This is a genomic window from Haemophilus seminalis (genome assembly GCF_006384255.1).
GTDB lineage: Bacteria > Pseudomonadota > Gammaproteobacteria > Enterobacterales > Pasteurellaceae > Haemophilus > Haemophilus seminalis.
The window spans coordinates 192,042-208,167 of sequence record NZ_VCED01000001.1 but is presented as its reverse complement, the minus strand read 5'-3'; the positions used below and the strand labels follow the sequence as shown (position 1 = coordinate 208,167).

At 36.7% G+C, this 16,126-nt stretch carries 17 protein-coding genes and 1 tRNA gene; 12 read left to right on the top strand and 6 right to left on the bottom strand.

Features of this window, described 5'->3' with window-relative positions:
- Positions 1 to 24: 24 nt before the first annotated feature.
- Complete coding sequence (locus tag FE813_RS01015) at positions 25 to 1,680, bottom strand: putative transporter (RefSeq protein ID WP_139989127.1); 1,656 nt, start codon at positions 1,678 to 1,680, stop codon at positions 25 to 27.
- 204 nt (positions 1,681 to 1,884) lie between these two features.
- On the opposite strand from FE813_RS01015, the gene FE813_RS01010 reads away from it, so the two are divergent.
- The 4 genes from FE813_RS01010 to mreD all read left to right on the top strand — a co-directional run bounded on the left by FE813_RS01010 (position 1,885) and on the right by mreD (position 6,476).
- Positions 1,885 to 3,663, top strand: a complete 1,779-nt coding sequence (locus tag FE813_RS01010) for an ABC transporter ATP-binding protein/permease (protein ID WP_139989126.1) — start codon at positions 1,885 to 1,887, stop codon at positions 3,661 to 3,663.
- A 134-nt stretch (positions 3,664 to 3,797) separates the two neighbouring features.
- Complete coding sequence (locus FE813_RS01005; protein WP_005637582.1) at positions 3,798 to 4,853, top strand: rod shape-determining protein; 1,056 nt, start codon at positions 3,798 to 3,800, stop codon at positions 4,851 to 4,853.
- Between the two features lie 79 nt (positions 4,854 to 4,932).
- Positions 4,933 to 5,988: a rod shape-determining protein MreC gene (gene mreC / locus FE813_RS01000; RefSeq protein WP_118878245.1), complete on the top strand. Its 1,056-nt coding sequence runs from the start codon at positions 4,933 to 4,935 to the stop codon at positions 5,986 to 5,988.
- Positions 5,988 to 6,476 carry a rod shape-determining protein MreD gene (mreD, locus tag FE813_RS00995; protein ID WP_139989125.1) on the top strand — a complete coding sequence of 163 codons (489 nt, stop codon included), beginning with the start codon at positions 5,988 to 5,990 and terminating at the stop codon, positions 6,474 to 6,476. Before mreC ends, mreD begins: the two co-directional genes overlap by 1 nt.
- Before the next feature lie 50 nt (positions 6,477 to 6,526).
- On the opposite strand, the gene FE813_RS00990 is transcribed toward mreD, so the two are convergent.
- The 5 genes from FE813_RS00990 to FE813_RS00970 are packed head-to-tail and all read right to left on the bottom strand — an operon-like array spanning position 6,527 to position 10,621.
- Positions 6,527 to 7,300 (bottom strand): TIGR01619 family protein, encoded by a 774-nt coding sequence (locus FE813_RS00990; RefSeq protein ID WP_139989124.1) that lies wholly within the window; start codon positions 7,298 to 7,300, stop codon positions 6,527 to 6,529.
- A 9-nt stretch (positions 7,301 to 7,309) separates the two neighbouring features.
- Positions 7,310 to 8,113: an exodeoxyribonuclease III gene (gene xthA, locus FE813_RS00985; RefSeq protein WP_139989123.1), complete on the bottom strand. Its 804-nt coding sequence runs from the start codon at positions 8,111 to 8,113 to the stop codon at positions 7,310 to 7,312.
- A gap of 47 nt (positions 8,114 to 8,160) precedes the next feature.
- The gene (locus tag FE813_RS00980) at positions 8,161 to 8,835 is read right to left on the bottom strand and encodes a TIGR01621 family pseudouridine synthase (RefSeq protein ID WP_139989122.1); all 675 of its coding nucleotides are present in this window, start codon (positions 8,833 to 8,835) and stop codon (positions 8,161 to 8,163) included.
- Positions 8,835 to 9,899 carry a YcjF family protein gene (locus tag FE813_RS00975; protein WP_139989121.1) on the bottom strand — a complete coding sequence of 355 codons (1,065 nt, stop codon included), beginning with the start codon at positions 9,897 to 9,899 and terminating at the stop codon, positions 8,835 to 8,837. Before FE813_RS00975 ends, FE813_RS00980 begins: the two co-directional genes overlap by 1 nt.
- 59 nt (positions 9,900 to 9,958) lie before the next feature.
- Positions 9,959 to 10,621: a Bax inhibitor-1/YccA family membrane protein gene (locus FE813_RS00970; RefSeq protein WP_139989120.1), complete on the bottom strand. Its 663-nt coding sequence runs from the start codon at positions 10,619 to 10,621 to the stop codon at positions 9,959 to 9,961.
- A gap of 180 nt (positions 10,622 to 10,801) precedes the next feature.
- Between FE813_RS00970 and FE813_RS00965 the strand changes: the two genes are divergently transcribed.
- The 8 genes from FE813_RS00965 to mtgA all read left to right on the top strand — a co-directional run bounded on the left by FE813_RS00965 (position 10,802) and on the right by mtgA (position 16,115).
- Positions 10,802 to 10,891: transfer RNA gene (locus tag FE813_RS00965), tRNA-Ser, on the top strand.
- Between the two features lie 176 nt (positions 10,892 to 11,067).
- On the top strand, positions 11,068 to 11,805 hold the full coding sequence (locus tag FE813_RS00960) for a hypothetical protein (RefSeq protein WP_139989119.1): 738 nt from the start codon (positions 11,068 to 11,070) through the stop codon (positions 11,803 to 11,805).
- A gap of 2 nt (positions 11,806 to 11,807) precedes the next feature.
- On the top strand, positions 11,808 to 12,365 hold the full coding sequence (locus FE813_RS00955) for a septation protein A (protein ID WP_048953818.1): 558 nt from the start codon (positions 11,808 to 11,810) through the stop codon (positions 12,363 to 12,365).
- On the top strand, positions 12,365 to 12,847 hold the full coding sequence (yciA, locus tag FE813_RS00950) for an acyl-CoA thioester hydrolase YciA (RefSeq protein ID WP_111407524.1): 483 nt from the start codon (positions 12,365 to 12,367) through the stop codon (positions 12,845 to 12,847). Before FE813_RS00955 ends, yciA begins: the two co-directional genes overlap by 1 nt.
- Positions 12,848 to 12,858: 11 nt before the next feature.
- Positions 12,859 to 13,155: a YciI family protein gene (locus FE813_RS00945; protein WP_139989118.1), complete on the top strand. Its 297-nt coding sequence runs from the start codon at positions 12,859 to 12,861 to the stop codon at positions 13,153 to 13,155.
- 111 nt (positions 13,156 to 13,266) lie between these two features.
- Positions 13,267 to 15,051, top strand: coding sequence for a transglycosylase SLT domain-containing protein (locus tag FE813_RS00940; RefSeq protein WP_139989117.1), 1,785 nt, complete (start codon positions 13,267 to 13,269; stop codon positions 15,049 to 15,051).
- A gap of 31 nt (positions 15,052 to 15,082) precedes the next feature.
- Positions 15,083 to 15,388, top strand: coding sequence for a trp operon repressor (gene trpR / locus FE813_RS00935; protein ID WP_048953822.1), 306 nt, complete (start codon positions 15,083 to 15,085; stop codon positions 15,386 to 15,388).
- A complete protein-coding gene (gene mtgA, locus FE813_RS00930) occupies positions 15,366 to 16,115 on the top strand; it encodes a monofunctional biosynthetic peptidoglycan transglycosylase (protein WP_373366629.1) in 750 nt (249 codons plus the stop codon). The genes trpR and mtgA overlap by 23 nt, the downstream gene beginning before the upstream one ends.
- The last annotated feature ends 11 nt before the right edge of the window (positions 16,116 to 16,126 follow it).

Genomic DNA, 16,126 nt, shown 5'->3' with positions numbered 1-16,126 from the left:
TTGTATAAATTGAACTTGTTTTGGCTATGCCGCCCACAATAACACTGCTAATAATTGTGGAGACATTATCCGCAAGAACATCACCAATGGATACACAGTGGCATAAGAAAGTGCTGCTGCACCGTTATCTTCTTTAATTTCATTCGCAAATGCTAAAGCAGGAGGATCTGTCATGGAACCTGCAAGTAAACCACAGATTGTAAGGTAATTCAGTTTGCCATATAGACGAGCCAAAATACCGGTAATCATTAATGGAATAAAGGTGATAAAAATACCGTATCCCATCCATTCAAGACCTGAACCATTCAACAAGGTATCAAAGAAACTTCCACCGGATTTTAAACCTACCACAGCCAAGAAAAGAACAATCCCTATTTCACGCAATGCCAAGTTAGCACTAGGTGGCATAAACCAGTAAAGTTTACCAATCGTGCCAATTCTCGCTAAGATCAACGCAACCACCAATGGTCCGCCAGCAAGCCCTAATTTTAACGCTACTGGGAAACCTGGAATATAGAATGGGATCGAGCCAACAAGCACACCTAAACCAATACCGATGAACACAGGTAACATTTGCACTTGAAGTAATTTTTGTTGTGCATTACCAATTACGGAAATAGCTTTGTTTAGCACATCGGTATGCCCCACCATATGAAGTACGTCACCAAATTGCAAGGTTGTATTCGCTGTTGGCACTAATTCAATACCCGCACGATTCAAGCGCGAAATCACCACACCATATTTTTGATGAATACCCAACGTGCGGATCTTTTTACCTAAGACTTTTTCATTAGTAACCACTACACGTTCGGCACGAATCTCCCCACTATAAGAGGATGTTGGCGCATCTACCTCATGACCAATAATCAAGCGCATTTTAGATAGAGCTGCATCATCGCCGACTAATTGCAAAATATCATTGGTACGAATTTCTGTGCTAGCCTTTGGAACAATTTCCATGTCCTCGCGTTTTAAACGAGAGCAAACCACTTCCTCATCACTAAATCCTGGCACTTCAATCAGCATCAAACCATCTAAATTTTGGTTGGTCACTTTTAAAGAAATATTATGTAAACTTTCTTTTTCTTGACCGCTCTCCGCATTAAAACGTGCCGCTTCATCGTCCACTTTAACTTTAAAAAATAAGCGGATTAACCACATTGCAAGCAAAATACCACAAATCCCGAATGGGTAAGCCATCGCATAAGACATCCCCATTGTCACTGTAGTTTGTTGCACGCCAAGTTCAGTCAAAATTTGCTGACCAGCACCAAGGGCTGGCGTGTTAGTTACTGCCCCTGCGTAAATACCAAGAGCGATATCTAACGGGACATCCGCAACCTTATGCACAATCACCGCTGCAACAGACCCCAGAACAACGATTAAAATAGCAAACGCATTCAGTTTTAAACCTGATTTTCTTAAAGATGCAAAAAAACCAGGCCCAACTTGAATCCCAATCGTATAAACGAACAGAATCAAGCCAAACTCCTGCACAAAATGCAACGTACGTGCATCTAATTGCAAGCCATATTGATTGGTGAAATGAGCCACAATGATGCCACCAAACAGCACACCACCGATGCCAAGCCCAACCCCACGGATCTTCCAATGCCCGATCCATAAACCGATTACGGCAACGAGGGCAAGAAGACTAATCGTGATTGCAATATCACTCATATTGACCCCTTAAAAATGAAATTTAACTCCTTCGGATTATATCCAAGTTGTTTTTTGAAAACCTTAACCAAACTCAAAAAATGCTACGTTCGTCACATTTTTTCTTGCGAAATTGAGCATAGACTCTACAATACCGAAAATTTTGACCCTTTTACAAAAAGTGCGGTTATTTTTCACCGCACTTTTATCTCGGATGGAATATTTATGGATTACGGCCAAGAAGCCATTACTTCTCTTATTTGGATTTTACAAACGCTAGCCATCACCTCTGTCGTCTTTAGTTTTGGCATTTTTCTTTTGGTGCGTTTTACCCAATGGGGAAAACAATTTTGGATGTTTGCAGGTGGCTATCTTTCACCTAAACGTAGCATAAAACCTATCCTATTCTTTCTGCTTATTGTTGCGATGACATTACTCAGCGTACGTATCAGCCTTGTACATTCTGAGTGGTACAAAAATATGTACACATCATTGCAAGAATTTAATGAACATGTATTTTGGCAACAAATGGGCTTGTTCTGCGTCATTGCCGCAAGTTCTGTTTCAGCAGCATTAATAAGCTATTATTTAGAGCAACGTTTTACCATTAACTGGATTGAATGGCTCAACGAACAATTTGTAGATAAATGGATGGCACATCGCGCTTATTACAAAACACAATATTTATCCGAAAATCTTGATAACCCTGATCAACGTATTCAACAAGATGTCCAATCTTATGTAAAAACCACGCTTTCTTTAAGCACCGGAGTCATTGATGCGGTCACCTCGATGATCTCTTACACGATTTTGTTATGGGGATTAGCGGGTCCAATGATGGTACTTGGCGTGGAAATTCCACATATGATGGTGTTCTTAGTATTTGGCTATGTCATTTTCACTACCCTTATTGCATTTTGGCTCGGTCGTCCATTAATCTCTTTGAATTTTATTAATGAACGCTTAAACGCAAACTACCGTTATTCTTTAATTCGCATAAAAGAATATGCCGAAAGTATTGCTTTTTATGCGGGTGAAAAGGTAGAAAAAAATCAGCTTTACCAACAATTCAATGCTGTCATCCATAACATGTGGGTAATCGTATTTAGAACGCTAAAATTTTCAGGATTTAACTTAGTCGTAAGCCAAGTTTCTGTTGTTTTCCCATTGTTAATTCAAGTTGGACGTTACTTTGAAAAACAAATAAAACTCGGTGATTTAATGCAAACTTTACAAGTATTTGGAAAATTGCACAGTAATCTTTCATTTTTCCGTAATACTTACGACAGTTTTGCTGGATATAAAGCGACGCTCGATCGTTTAACCGGTTTCATCTATGCCATTGAAATGGTGAATCATGAATCGCAAGCACAAATTCACAATCACCCTACAGATGTTATTTTCAACAACTTAAGTGTTAAAAATCCATTAGGTCACACACTGGTAGAAAATCTCAATATTACGCTACCGCAAGGAACGAGTTTACTCATTCAAGGAAAATCTGGTGCAGGAAAAACGACACTTTTACGAACAATCGCAGGACTCTGGAGCTACGCAGAAGGTGAGGTGATTTGCCCAATAAACAGTCAACTTTTCTTATCACAAAAACCCTATGTGCCACAAGGAAATTTGATGTCGGCATTAACTTATCCCAATAAGCCTGACAATATTTCACATACACAAGCGGTAGAAATATTAAATAAAGTGCAACTGGGACATTTGGCTGAACAATTAGAAAAAGAACAAGACTGGACGCGTATTCTTTCTCTTGGTGAGCAACAGCGTTTAGCGTTTGCGCGTTTGATTCTACACAAACCTGCCGTAGCCTTCTTAGATGAAGCCACAGCTAGTATGGATGAAGGTTTAGAATTTGCGATGTATCAACTATTAAAACAAGAGCTACCAAAAACCACGCTAATCAGTGTTGGCCACCGTTCAACGCTGAAAACTTTACATCAGCAGCAACTGACTCTTCAAGATAAAGGCCAGTGGCAACTCACGTAAAAAACACGAAAAACAACTGTAATTTCAACACATTTTTTGGTACATTTAGCACAATTTTTTTGCGTGCTTGGCTATGAGATAATCTCACTTTTTCAGCCAAGCAAAATTAACTCTGATTTTAGAATAGGATAATTATGTTATTTAAAAAAATTCGTGGACTTTTCTCAAATGATCTTTCTATCGACTTAGGTACTGCAAACACGTTAATTTATGTGAAAGGTCAAGGTATTGTCTTAGATGAGCCTTCGGTTGTTGCCATTCGACAAGATCGCGTTGGTTCACTAAAAAGCATCGCTGCTGTAGGTAAAGAAGCAAAATTAATGCTTGGACGTACACCAAAAAGCATCGCTGCCATTCGCCCAATGAAAGATGGTGTAATCGCAGACTTCTTTGTTACAGAAAAAATGTTGCAATACTTTATCAAACAAGTTCACAGCGGTAATTTTATGCGTCCAAGCCCTCGTGTACTTGTCTGTGTGCCTGCTGGTGCAACACAAGTAGAACGTCGTGCAATTAAAGAATCCGCAATCGGTGCTGGTGCGCGTGAAGTATATTTAATTGAAGAACCAATGGCAGCAGCAATCGGCGCTAAATTACCTGTTTCTACTGCAGTTGGTTCTATGGTAATTGATATCGGTGGCGGTACAACTGAAGTTGCTGTTATTTCCTTAAACGGTATCGTATATTCTTCTTCAGTTCGTATCGGTGGTGACCGTTTTGATGAGGCAATTATTTCTTATGTTCGCCGCACTTTTGGTTCTGTTATCGGTGAACCTACTGCTGAACGCATTAAACAAGAAATTGGTACAGCCTACATTCAAGAAGGTGATGAAATTAAAGAAATGGAAGTGCATGGTCATAATCTTGCTGAAGGTGCGCCTCGTTCATTCACCTTAACCTCACGTGATGTGTTAGAAGCTATTCAACAGCCCTTAAATGGTATTGTTGCAGCCGTTCGAACCGCACTTGAAGAATGTCAGCCAGAACATGCTGCAGACATTTTTGAGCGTGGTATGGTATTAACTGGTGGTGGTGCACTACTACGCAATATCGATATTCTCCTTTCTAAAGAATCGGGAGTGCCAGTCATCATTGCTGAAGATCCATTAACCTGTGTTGCTCGCGGTGGTGGTGAAGCGTTAGAAATGATCGATATGCACGGTGGCGACATTTTTAGTGACGAAATTTAATTTAGAACAAAAATAAAAAGTGCGGTTAAAATGACCGCACTTTTCCTTTTAATCTTTTTATCTCAACGTAGGACGCTTAATGAAGCCTATTTTCGGTAAAGCCCCCCCGCTTGGCATTCGATTATTATTAGCAGTAGCAGCTTCCCTTTCTTTAATCTTAGCTGATGGTCAAACTAATTCAATGACTAAAGCTCGCAGCGCCATGGAAACTGCAGTGGGTGGGCTCTATTATCTTGCCAATAGCCCTCGTACCGTATTAGATGGGGTATCAGATAATTTAGTGGATACCAGTAAATTACAAATCGAAAATAAAGTATTACGCGAACAATTACGTGAAAAAAATGCAGATTTACTCTTACTAGATCAACTCAAAGTCGAGAATCAGCGTTTACGTTTATTGTTAAACTCCCCTTTACGCACCGATGAATACAAAAAGATTGCGGAAATTTTAACTGCAGAAACCGATGTTTATCGTCAACAAATTGTTATTAACCAAGGCGAAAAAGACGGTGCGTATGTAGGCCAGCCTGTAATTGATGAAAAAGGCGTTATTGGTCAAATTATTTCTGTGGGCGAGAACACCAGTCGAGTACTACTCTTAACCGATGTTACCCATTCTATTCCCGTACAAGTTCTACGTAACGATGTTCGCGTCATTGCAAGTGGTACAGGGCATACTGATGAGCTAACTCTTGATAATGTACCTCGTTCTGTGGATATTGAAAAAGGCGACTTACTTGTAACGTCTGGTCTTGGTGGCCGCTTCCTTGAAGGCTATCCAGTAGCGGTTGTACAAAGCGTTTCACGTGATGGTTCCAATTACTTTGCGACTGTCAAAGCCAAACCTCTCGCAGCCCTTGAACGCTTACGCTATGTATTACTACTTTGGCCAAGCAATTTAGATATGTCTAAAGTAAAATCTATGTCTCCAGAAGAGGTGCGTAATTTAGTACAAAAACGTTTAGAAAGCCAAGCGAATGAAGCTGATTACAAAGTAAAAAAAGCCCCGTTAACAGACGATAATCTTCAAGAAAATAAGGATAAATCAACAGTTGAACCTGAAATTCCAACCGATGCACCGCAAAATGAAGAAGCTGTACCGTCAGAACAACAAGAACATAGGGAAGAAGATTAATGCAAACTCGCTTTATTTTACAATGGCTCACAATTTTAAGCTTCTTTGTCGTGGCATTAGTGCTAGAACTCGCCCCCTGGCCGCTTGGTTTTCAAGCATTTAAGCCTGCTTGGTTAGTTCTCGTTTTACTTTACTGGGTTCTGGCTATTCCAAATAAAGTCAGTATTGGATGGGCATTTTTATTAGGACTTGTATGGGATTTAATCCTAGGTTCCACATTAGGCATTCATGCTTTAGTCCTTTCTGTGACAATTTACTTTGTGGCAAAAAACTATCTCGTACTCAGAAATTTATCGCTTTGGTTTCAAAGTCTTTTAGTGATTGCGTTTGTGTTTATTGTCAGATTAGCTATTTTCTTAGTCGAATTCTCCCTGCATACCGCATTTTTTAACTGGCAAGAAATCTTTGGAGCATTGGCTTCTGGAATCTTATGGCCATGGGTATTTTTATTAATGCGTAAAATCCGCCGAAAAGTTAAATTACATTAAAAAAGAGAGATAAACATCTCTCTTTTTATGACTCGTGAATGTGCAAACACCTAATTCAACTGCTTGTTCGCATCCATCAAAGAATCACATTCCCAGCCGATATACTCTCCCCAAAATTGTCCAGCCAGTTTTTCAAACCGTTCTACTTGTTCAAAAATATCACCATTATCTAATGAAATTTCTTGCTCTAATTTCACCAAGAAATAAGGCTCATCTTCATTAAACTGAATAGCTTGTGCGGAATATTGTAATGTCGTGAAAGAATAATCCCCTAAACTAAGCTCATCCATAAAAGGGAACATTTTCTCTTCTTCATCAAAATGAAAACTATGCTCCACCAGATACGTATCACTTAAATCACGACCTTTATTTTTCAATAAATCAATTAACTCTTCCGTTGCATTTAATTTAATCTCTAATGGAGAAGCAAGCAAAAAGTCAAAATAAGTATCCCAACTTAAATCCTTTTGTACATTAATATCTTTAACAAAATCAATTTGTTGTAAGGTTTCTACTACAAGATTTTCATGCTCACAGTAAAAATGCATTTTAGCTTGGGAATTACAAATAAAATGTCCCGCAAAAAATACATTCGGAAGTGCGGTTAATTGCGCCAGAATTTTAAATACACGATTAATTAACTTATCGTATTCAACTTCTGAGGGCAAACCTGTTTCATCATCTGCCTTATAAGCGATTGTGAATTGCACTATTTTATCGAGATCTTTACCGTGATATTTTTCAACATCTTCAATATTTGCGGTAAACACGGCGGGCATACCATTCACGGTAGAACGATAATTCTGCCAATTTGCCATATCCATTTCGCTTTCCTATTTAAATTCAGCCCAAATCGGTGCGTGATCAGAAGGTTTTTCCATTGCTCGAATATCTAGTGCAATGCCCACATCGACACAGCGTTCAGCCAATTTTTGACTTACTAAAATATGATCAATTCGTAAACCTCGATTATCATCAAAACCTTTAGAACGGTAATCAAACCACGAGAATTTATCATTTACCGTTGGGTTCAGCTTACGGAAACTATCTTCTAATCCGTAATCGTACAAACGTTGATACCACGCTCGTTCTTCTGGTAAGAAAGAGCATTTACCCGTGCGTAACCAACGTTTACGATTTTCATCGCCGATACCAATATCTAAATCACTTGGGCTAATATTCATATCACCCATAATTAAAATAGGATTCGATTTGTCGTGTTCTTTTTCTAAATACTGTTGAAGATCTGCATAAAATTTCTCTTTAGCTGGAAATTTAGTCTCGTGCGCACGGCTTTCCCCTTGAGGGAAATAGCCATTAATTACAGTCAGTAAACCAAAATCAGTTTCAAGATCAGCCATAATAATGCGTTTTTGCGCATCTTCATTGTCTGTTGGAAAACCACGACGAACCGCTTTAGGTTCTTGTTTAGTCAATAATGCTACGCCATAGTGACCTTTCTGTCCGTGATGAAATACGTGATAACCTAAGTTTTCTGTAATTTCATAAGGAAAAGCTTCATCAGCAACTTTAATTTCTTGCAAGCCGATTACATCTGGCTGATATCTTTCAATAATGGCTTCAAGTTGATGTGGGCGAGCACGTAAACCATTTATATTAAAAGAGATAAATTTCATTTTTGTTCCTATTAAAGAGTAAAATTGCCTTTATTATACAGAGATTTCTATTTTGATAAAAACGGCTTTGCCAAATAAGCCTTAATTTGCTCAGACACACTGGATTTAATCCAAAATTGCCCTTGAGAGGGTAAACAAGTTACCGAAATAAAATCATTCAAATAATCAAATTCCAATTGAGCAGCATGCAAATAAGTGCGGTCAATTTCTTCAGTATTTTTACCATAAAGTCCATCGCCTAAAATCGGACTACCTAAACTTTTCATCGCAACACGTAATTGATGAGTTTTCCCCGTTTGTGGTTTTAAAATAAATAAACGTAAATTAGGCTCACAGCTGACACTTTCAAAACGCGTAATTGCGGGATTGTCTTTTGTTTGGCAAAGTTTCCATGCGCCATCTCGGGCTTTCTTCATATCCCCGATAATCAAACCTTGTTTCTTTTTAGGCTTTTGGTTACTTAATGCCAGATAAGTTTTATGGATTTTATGTTCAGAAAAAAGTCGCGAAAATTCAGCCGCACTTTCAGCATTCAACGCCAAAATTAATAACCCCGAAGTCACCTTATCCAAGCGATGAACTAACCAGACTTGAGGCACATTCAATTGCTTTGCAACAAGTTCTGTTAAACCTTGTTCTGCTTGATCTTTATGAACGCTAATACCTTCCGGCTTGTTGATAATAATAAAATCGCTATGTTGATAAACAACCTCGATTTTCATCAGACTTGCTCCTTTTTGTAAATTTTATTTTTACCGAGAACAATATCTTTCACCGAGCTAAGTAATTCCTGTTGAATATGGGAAAGCTTTGGTTTTTCATTTAATTGAAATGCTAACGGGCGACAAAGCTCCATTGCTTTCACGCCTAATCTAACAGTAAGCAATCCTACTCCAATTCCTTGAGCGATACGCGCAGAAAGTTTTGCTGTCACATCTTGAGAAAGCCAATCCATTCCAATATCTTGTGCCACTTCGGTTGCCCCAGCAAAAGCGATATTGACCAATACCATTCTTAACAATCTAATACGTGAAAAATACCCTAATTCAATTCCATAAATCTCAGCAATCTTATTCATTAATCGAAGATTTCTCCACGCAATAAAAAACATATCCACCACAGCAAGTGGACTAATCGCGACAATCACCGCTGATTCAGCGGCCATTTTACTAATCAATTTTTTAGCTTGTGCATCAAAAGTAGACAAAACATTACGACTGAATAAATGCGTAATTTCTTGCGCTGAATAAGCTTCATTTAATTGACGTTGCCATTGAATTACCGCTGGAGAATCATTTTCCAAACGTAGCGATTTTGCAATATCTAAGCAAAGAACTTTACTTTTTTCTACGCTCTGAACAGAAAAAACATCGCCATTTTTTACCTCACTTTCTAACCAAATCTGCTGACTTTGTTGTTGCAATTGCTCACGTTTTTTTAAACGAACTAAACGTCGCCACTCACCAATAATCTCTTTAATACCCAATAAAATGATAATTAAACTGACTAAAGCAAAAGCAAGATAAATCCATTGATGTTGTTGATAGCTATCCCAAATCCATTGCACGGATTGCGCAACTGTCGCTGCACCAAATAAAAGTGCGGTAAATTTTAATAAAGTTTTTCCAAAACCTGATTTTGGTTTCAATGCCTGTTCAAGTTGAGCATCAAGTAATTTCCCTTCCAAGGGCTCATCCAGCTTTGTTTCTACATGATGAAACTCTTGCTTAGGCTGATATTGTTCTTCCTTAATGTTGACTGAATGTTCAAAAATTTGTTTTTCCATTGCCTATTCCAAAAAATAACCCCACTGAAAAGTGGGGTCACAACGTCAAAATTCAATCATTATTCATCGCTTGAGAAGATAGAAAGTAATCTTAATAAACTCAAGAATAAATTGTAGATTGAAACATAAATATTCACGGTTGCGCGAATGTAATTCGTTTCACCACCGTGAATGATATTACTCGTTTCATACAAAATAGTCATTGTAGAGAACACAACAAATAATGCGCTAATTGCAACTGATAACGCAGGAATTTGGAAGAAGAAACTTGCCACCATACCAAGCAATAGCACAATAAATAATGCGAACATTGCGCTTGATAAAAATGACATATCTTTTTTCGTAGTCAATACATAAGCGGAACACGCGAAAAATACGATAGCAGTTCCTGCGAATGCAAGCATAATCAAATCTTCCATTCCACGTGCCACATACATATTTAAAATTGGCCCGATGGTGTATCCCATGAATCCTGTGAAAGCAAAGGTCGCCAAAATACCAGCAGGACGATCAGCTAATTTATTTGTTAAGAAAAGTAAGCCATAAAAACCCACTAATAACACAATAATATTTGGATATGGCAAGTTTAGACTCATTGAAATAAACGCAACAACCGCTGAAAATGCCATGGTTAATCCCAATAAAAAATACGTGTTACGCAACACTTTATGTGTGCTGAGTAGCGATTCCTGCTGACCATCCACAATAAGACGTGATTGCATAAAAGCTCCTTGTAAAATAAGTAAAAAGTCTCCTGTAAAGTAAGGGCTAGGGGTAAAAAAGTCAATGGTATTAATGGAATTAATTTCATCAAAATGAATAAATTATCATCACCTAAACTTAAATCATGAGATTTCTGTTTACATCAATAAAATATTCATTATACTACGCCCATCAATCACGGAGGAATGGTCGAGTGGTTGAAGGCACCGGTCTTGAAAACCGGCGAGGGTTTACGCCCTCCTAGGGTTCGAATCCCTATTCCTCCGCCATCAGAATCAAAAAATCCCTAAGTCGAAAGGCTTAGGGATTTTTACATTCCGTAAACCATCTTTTCGCCTGTAAGCTTAATTATATTTTAGACAAACGAATATGGTAATTTTTACAATTTAAGACAATCCTAAACAAACCCTGTATAATCGCCACATATTTTTATAGAGAACACGCCATGCAAATCAACTTTACTCACATATTACAAGATAGTTGGAATTTTTTTAGAAACCAGCAAAAAGTCATGTTTCAATTTGTCTTAATTTTATTTATTGCACAAAATGTAGGAGCACTATTAAGCCCCCCTCTCAATAATGAATCCCATAATAATTTAAGTGAACTAGCCAATATAAATATTGAAAACATAGCCTTTTCTATTGCTATCACACAACTTTTAACAAGTTTTATCTCTGCATGGGGACTCATTTCAATCCATAGTATTAGCCAGCAAAACTACCAAACTTTAACTAAATCGTTTACTCTCACATTACGTCGTTTTTTTGGTGTTATTGTACTTAATTTACTCATGACAGCCCCAATGCTACTTGGATTAAGTGAGGCATTCGCTGCATTATTAACAAAATCCTCTCCATCAATAATATCACTTATCGCAATGCTCGTGGGAATATGGTTCTTTGTACGCTTAAATTTAACTGCAGTACACTACCTTTCAACTCAAGATAATATAAAACGAACAATCCAAAAAATTTGGATTAAAGGAAGTTCTCGTAAGAATGTATTATTTATTTATACACTACTGGTTTATTTCCTAGCTCCTATCTTAGTTTTCCATCTTACTACATTTTCAAATAATGTACTATTTGATATGGTAATCAGCATCCTTAGCGCCATATTAAATATTTTTATGTTAGTAATAACTTATCGCTTTTATAGTTTATTTATAAAGGAAGAATAAAAATGAAACAACTACTTGAATTTATCCCTTTAGTACTATTTTTTGTTACATACAAACTTGCTGGCGTACGCGATGCAGCCATCGTGCTTGTGATCGCAACCATTATTCAGCTAATTGTTTTGAAATGGAAATATAGCAAAATTGAAAAACAACAAAAAATAATGGCTGGTTCAGTTATTTTTTTCGGTTTATTAACAGCATATTTCAATGAAATTCGCTATCTTCAATGGAAAGTAACAATTATTAATGCATTATTTGCTATTATTTTATTAATTGCACAATTCCAATTTAAAATACCCTTAGTGAAAAAGTTACTAGGAAAAGAAGTGCAATTACCAGATAAAGTATGGAATACTCTAAATCTCGGCTGGGCACTATTTTTTATTATTTGTATGTTGGTAAATATTTATATTAGCCATAATATGTCAGAAGAGGCATGGGTAGATTTCAAATCTTTTGGTATTCTTGGAATGACTGTGATTGCGACTCTTATTTCAGGTGCATATATTTATCGCTATTTACCCAAAGATAAAACGCATTCAAAAGACGGAGAAAAATAATGTCTTCTAATTTTCTTATTGATAAAAACGGTCGACAGTCAAAAGGTGTTCTCTTATTAAGAACACTTGCAATGCCATCAAACACTAACGCCAATGGTGATATATTCGGCGGTTGGATTATGTCTCAAATGGATATGGGAGGAGCAATTTTAGCTAAAGAAATAGCTCATGGTCGAGTCGTAACCGTTGCTGTTGAAAGTATGAATTTCATCAAACCTATTTCAGTTGGAGATGTCGTTTGTTGTTACGGACAATGTCTAAAAGTAGGCCGTTCATCCATTAAAATAAAAGTAGAAGTTTGGGTAAAAAAAGTTGCGAGTGAACCTATTGGTGAACGCTATTGCGTGACAGATGCAGTATTTACTTTTGTTGCTGTCGATAGCAATGGTAAATCACGTACAATTCCGCGTGAAAATAATCATGAATTAGAAAAAGCACTAGCTTTGATTGCAGAACTTGAATCTGAACAAACTAATCAATAAAAGGAGCCATTATGTACTACGTTATTTTTGCTCAAGATATTCCAAATACGTTAGAAAAACGTCTTGCCGTGCGTGAGCAACATTTAGCCCGCTTAAAACAACTTCAAAAAGAAAATCGTCTACTCATTGCTGGCCCAAATCCAGCAATTGATGATGAAAATCCTGGTGAAGCAGGTTTTACAGGTTCAACAGTCATTGCACAATTTGAAAACCTGCAAGCAGCCAAAAATTGGGCTACGCAAGATCCTTATGTGGAAGCTGGCGTATACGGTGAAGTAATTATAAAACCATTCAAAAAAGTATTTTAGCATTGCTAGATATGTGAATTCGAAAGGCTTATCCAAAAATAAAAATGTGTGTGAAATCAGTATATTTCACACACTCATATACGATTCCATGAATAAAAAACATTTCATTCTATGAAAAAACAAGTTCTTATTTTCCTCACTGTTTTTACTATACTTTCCACATTGGCTGAAGAGCCTCCTATAACCAATAATCCCGCCGTTATTAATCTAGAACAAGAAAAGCAAATTTGGAAACAAACACAGCATCAATCGTATTTGACTCACTTAGCGCAACGTGAGACTTTCTTACAAATTGAAAACCTATTAAAAAGTGCGGTTAGAAATCAACAATTTTCTGAAAACACCCAAGAGCTTACGAAGAATTTAATTAGATCAATCTCAGAGTATCCTTTACAAATGGATCTCATTTTACGTTTTTGGGAAACAAAAATTCGATTTTTGAAATCTAATGATGAAAAAAATATATCTCTGGCAAACAATGAACTCGACAAACTTATCGCTCAAAATCCCCTATTTATAACCAAATCATTGAAAGAGTTAAAACAAAAATTGAAAAATCTTATCAGTGATTCCAAAGATATTTCAGGTAAAACTATACAAGATAAAGATTTACAGGATAAAGTGGTTCAAATAGAGGATCCGGCTAAGTTACCTGAAATTATAGAAAATAGCGATCCCTCTACCTTAAAAAAAGATGTTTTACTTGAAGCCTTCCCTCGGTATCTAAAAACACGTCCAGAAAAAATACAGAATCCAAGTTTTGTACCTTATCAACAATGGGCTGAAATTTGGCGACTTTCAGAAGATGAGCTAAAACAATGGAAAATCGCATTTTTGACACGTTTTTTTGATAATGAAAATAGTGATTTCCAAGTATGGCGGGATACACAAATAACTCAATTAAAAACCGATAATCTTACTGAACGTCGTTTACGAATGGCTATCTGGCAAAAAAATGACCTCACCCCCTGGCTTTCGTTGCTTTCTGATACAGCAAAAGAAAAACAAGAATGGCGTTACTGGATAGCCAAAAATGATAAACAAAATATAACAGAAAAACTTACCGCTCTTTCTCAAGAACGTGGTTTTTATCCTATGTTGGCTGCTGCTCAATTAAAAAAAATTTATAAATTTGACATCCCTAACTCACCTAATTTTAGCATAGAAGAACAAAAATCATTTGAGAGCGCATTTAATATAATTGCTGAATTACGTGAGCTGGGTCGATATGGATTAGCCAAACAACGTTGGAGGGTATTATTAGATAATACTGATTTCAATACACAGCTAAAACTTGCAAAATATGCACAAGAACAACAATGGTATGAATTGTCAGTTGATAGTACCATTGTCGCCAAAGCTTGGAATTATCTTAATTTACGTCTGCCAAACGCTTATTCTGATTATTTTGATATTGCGTTAAAGAACTTAAACATCAGTAAAACCTTTTCTATGGCTATTGCTCGTCAGGAAAGCGCTTGGAATCCAATGGCTCTATCATCAGCAAATGCCAAAGGACTCATGCAACTTTTACCAACAACCGCTAAATTAACTGCTGAAAATAATCAAATTCCATATTTAAATGAACAAGATTTATTTAAGCCATTAAATAATATTTTGCTCGGCACGGCACATTTAAATGACCTTAATAACCTATATCCCAATAATAGAATATTAATTGCCGCATCTTACAATGCAGGTACAAATCGAGTAAATCAATGGCTCTACCGTGCCAATAATAAGCTAACATTAGATGAATTTGTCGCATCAATTCCGTTTTATGAAACTCGTGATTATGTTCAAAATACTATTGTCTACGATTTTTACTATCAAATTTTACAACAAAAAGAAAATCCACAAATGTTTAGCCAAGAAGAATGGGATCGGCTATACTAAACGCACTAGTTTAATAGTATAAGGTGATAACATGTATATTAGTCGCAATTTAGAACAATGGAATGCATTTTTGTCCATGCTACAGACTGCTTTTAAAGAAAATAAAGCTCAAGAATTGCTAACCTTGTTATTAACTGCTGACGAACGTGACGCAGTGGGATTACGCCTACAAATTGTTTCACAATTATTAGATAAAAATCTTTCTCAACGTGAAATTCAACAAAATTTGAATACAAGTGCCGCCACTATTACGCGTGGTTCTAATATGATAAAAATAATGGATTCAGATTTTATGAAATGGGTGAAAGAACATCTTGATAACATTGAAAAAAAGTAAACGGATTTTTACCGCACTGTCTCACTTATCTCTTCCCCAATGGTGGCAAAAAAATTGGCAACGCGTTGCCTTTCTATTTTTCCTCACCATTTTTATTTTTTTATTCATTTTTCGTTTTCTGCCTATCCCCTTTTCAGCCTATATGGTACAACAAAAAATTGGGCATATTCTACAAGGTGATTTTCGTTATAAAACGCAATATGATTGGGTGAATTTAGAAAACATATCTCCCTCTGTTCAACTCGCTGTTATTGCATCTGAAGATCAACGCTTTCCTGATCATTTTGGTTTTGATTTCGAGGCGATTCAACGAGCCATAAAATACAACGAAAAATTCCCTAAAAGGGTTCGTGGTGCCTCTACAATCTCTCAGCAAACTGCAAAAAATCTCATTCTTTGGCATGGGCAAAATTGGTTACGTAAAGGATTAGAAGTTCCTGCAACCCTACTACTTGAAATCACTTGGTCTAAAAAAAGAATTTTAGAAGTCTATTTAAATATTGCTGAGTTTGGTAATGGAATATTCGGTATTGAAGCGGCAAGTCACTATTATTTCAAAAAGGCTGCAAAAAATTTAACCTCAAATGAAGCTGCACTTCTTGCAGCTATTTTACCTAACCCGATTATTTATAATGCGAATAAGCCAAGTGCTTTAATACGTAAAAAACAAGCATGGATATTGCGTCAAATGAGGAATTTAGGTACCGAATATCTCAACGACTTATAATATAAAAAGGG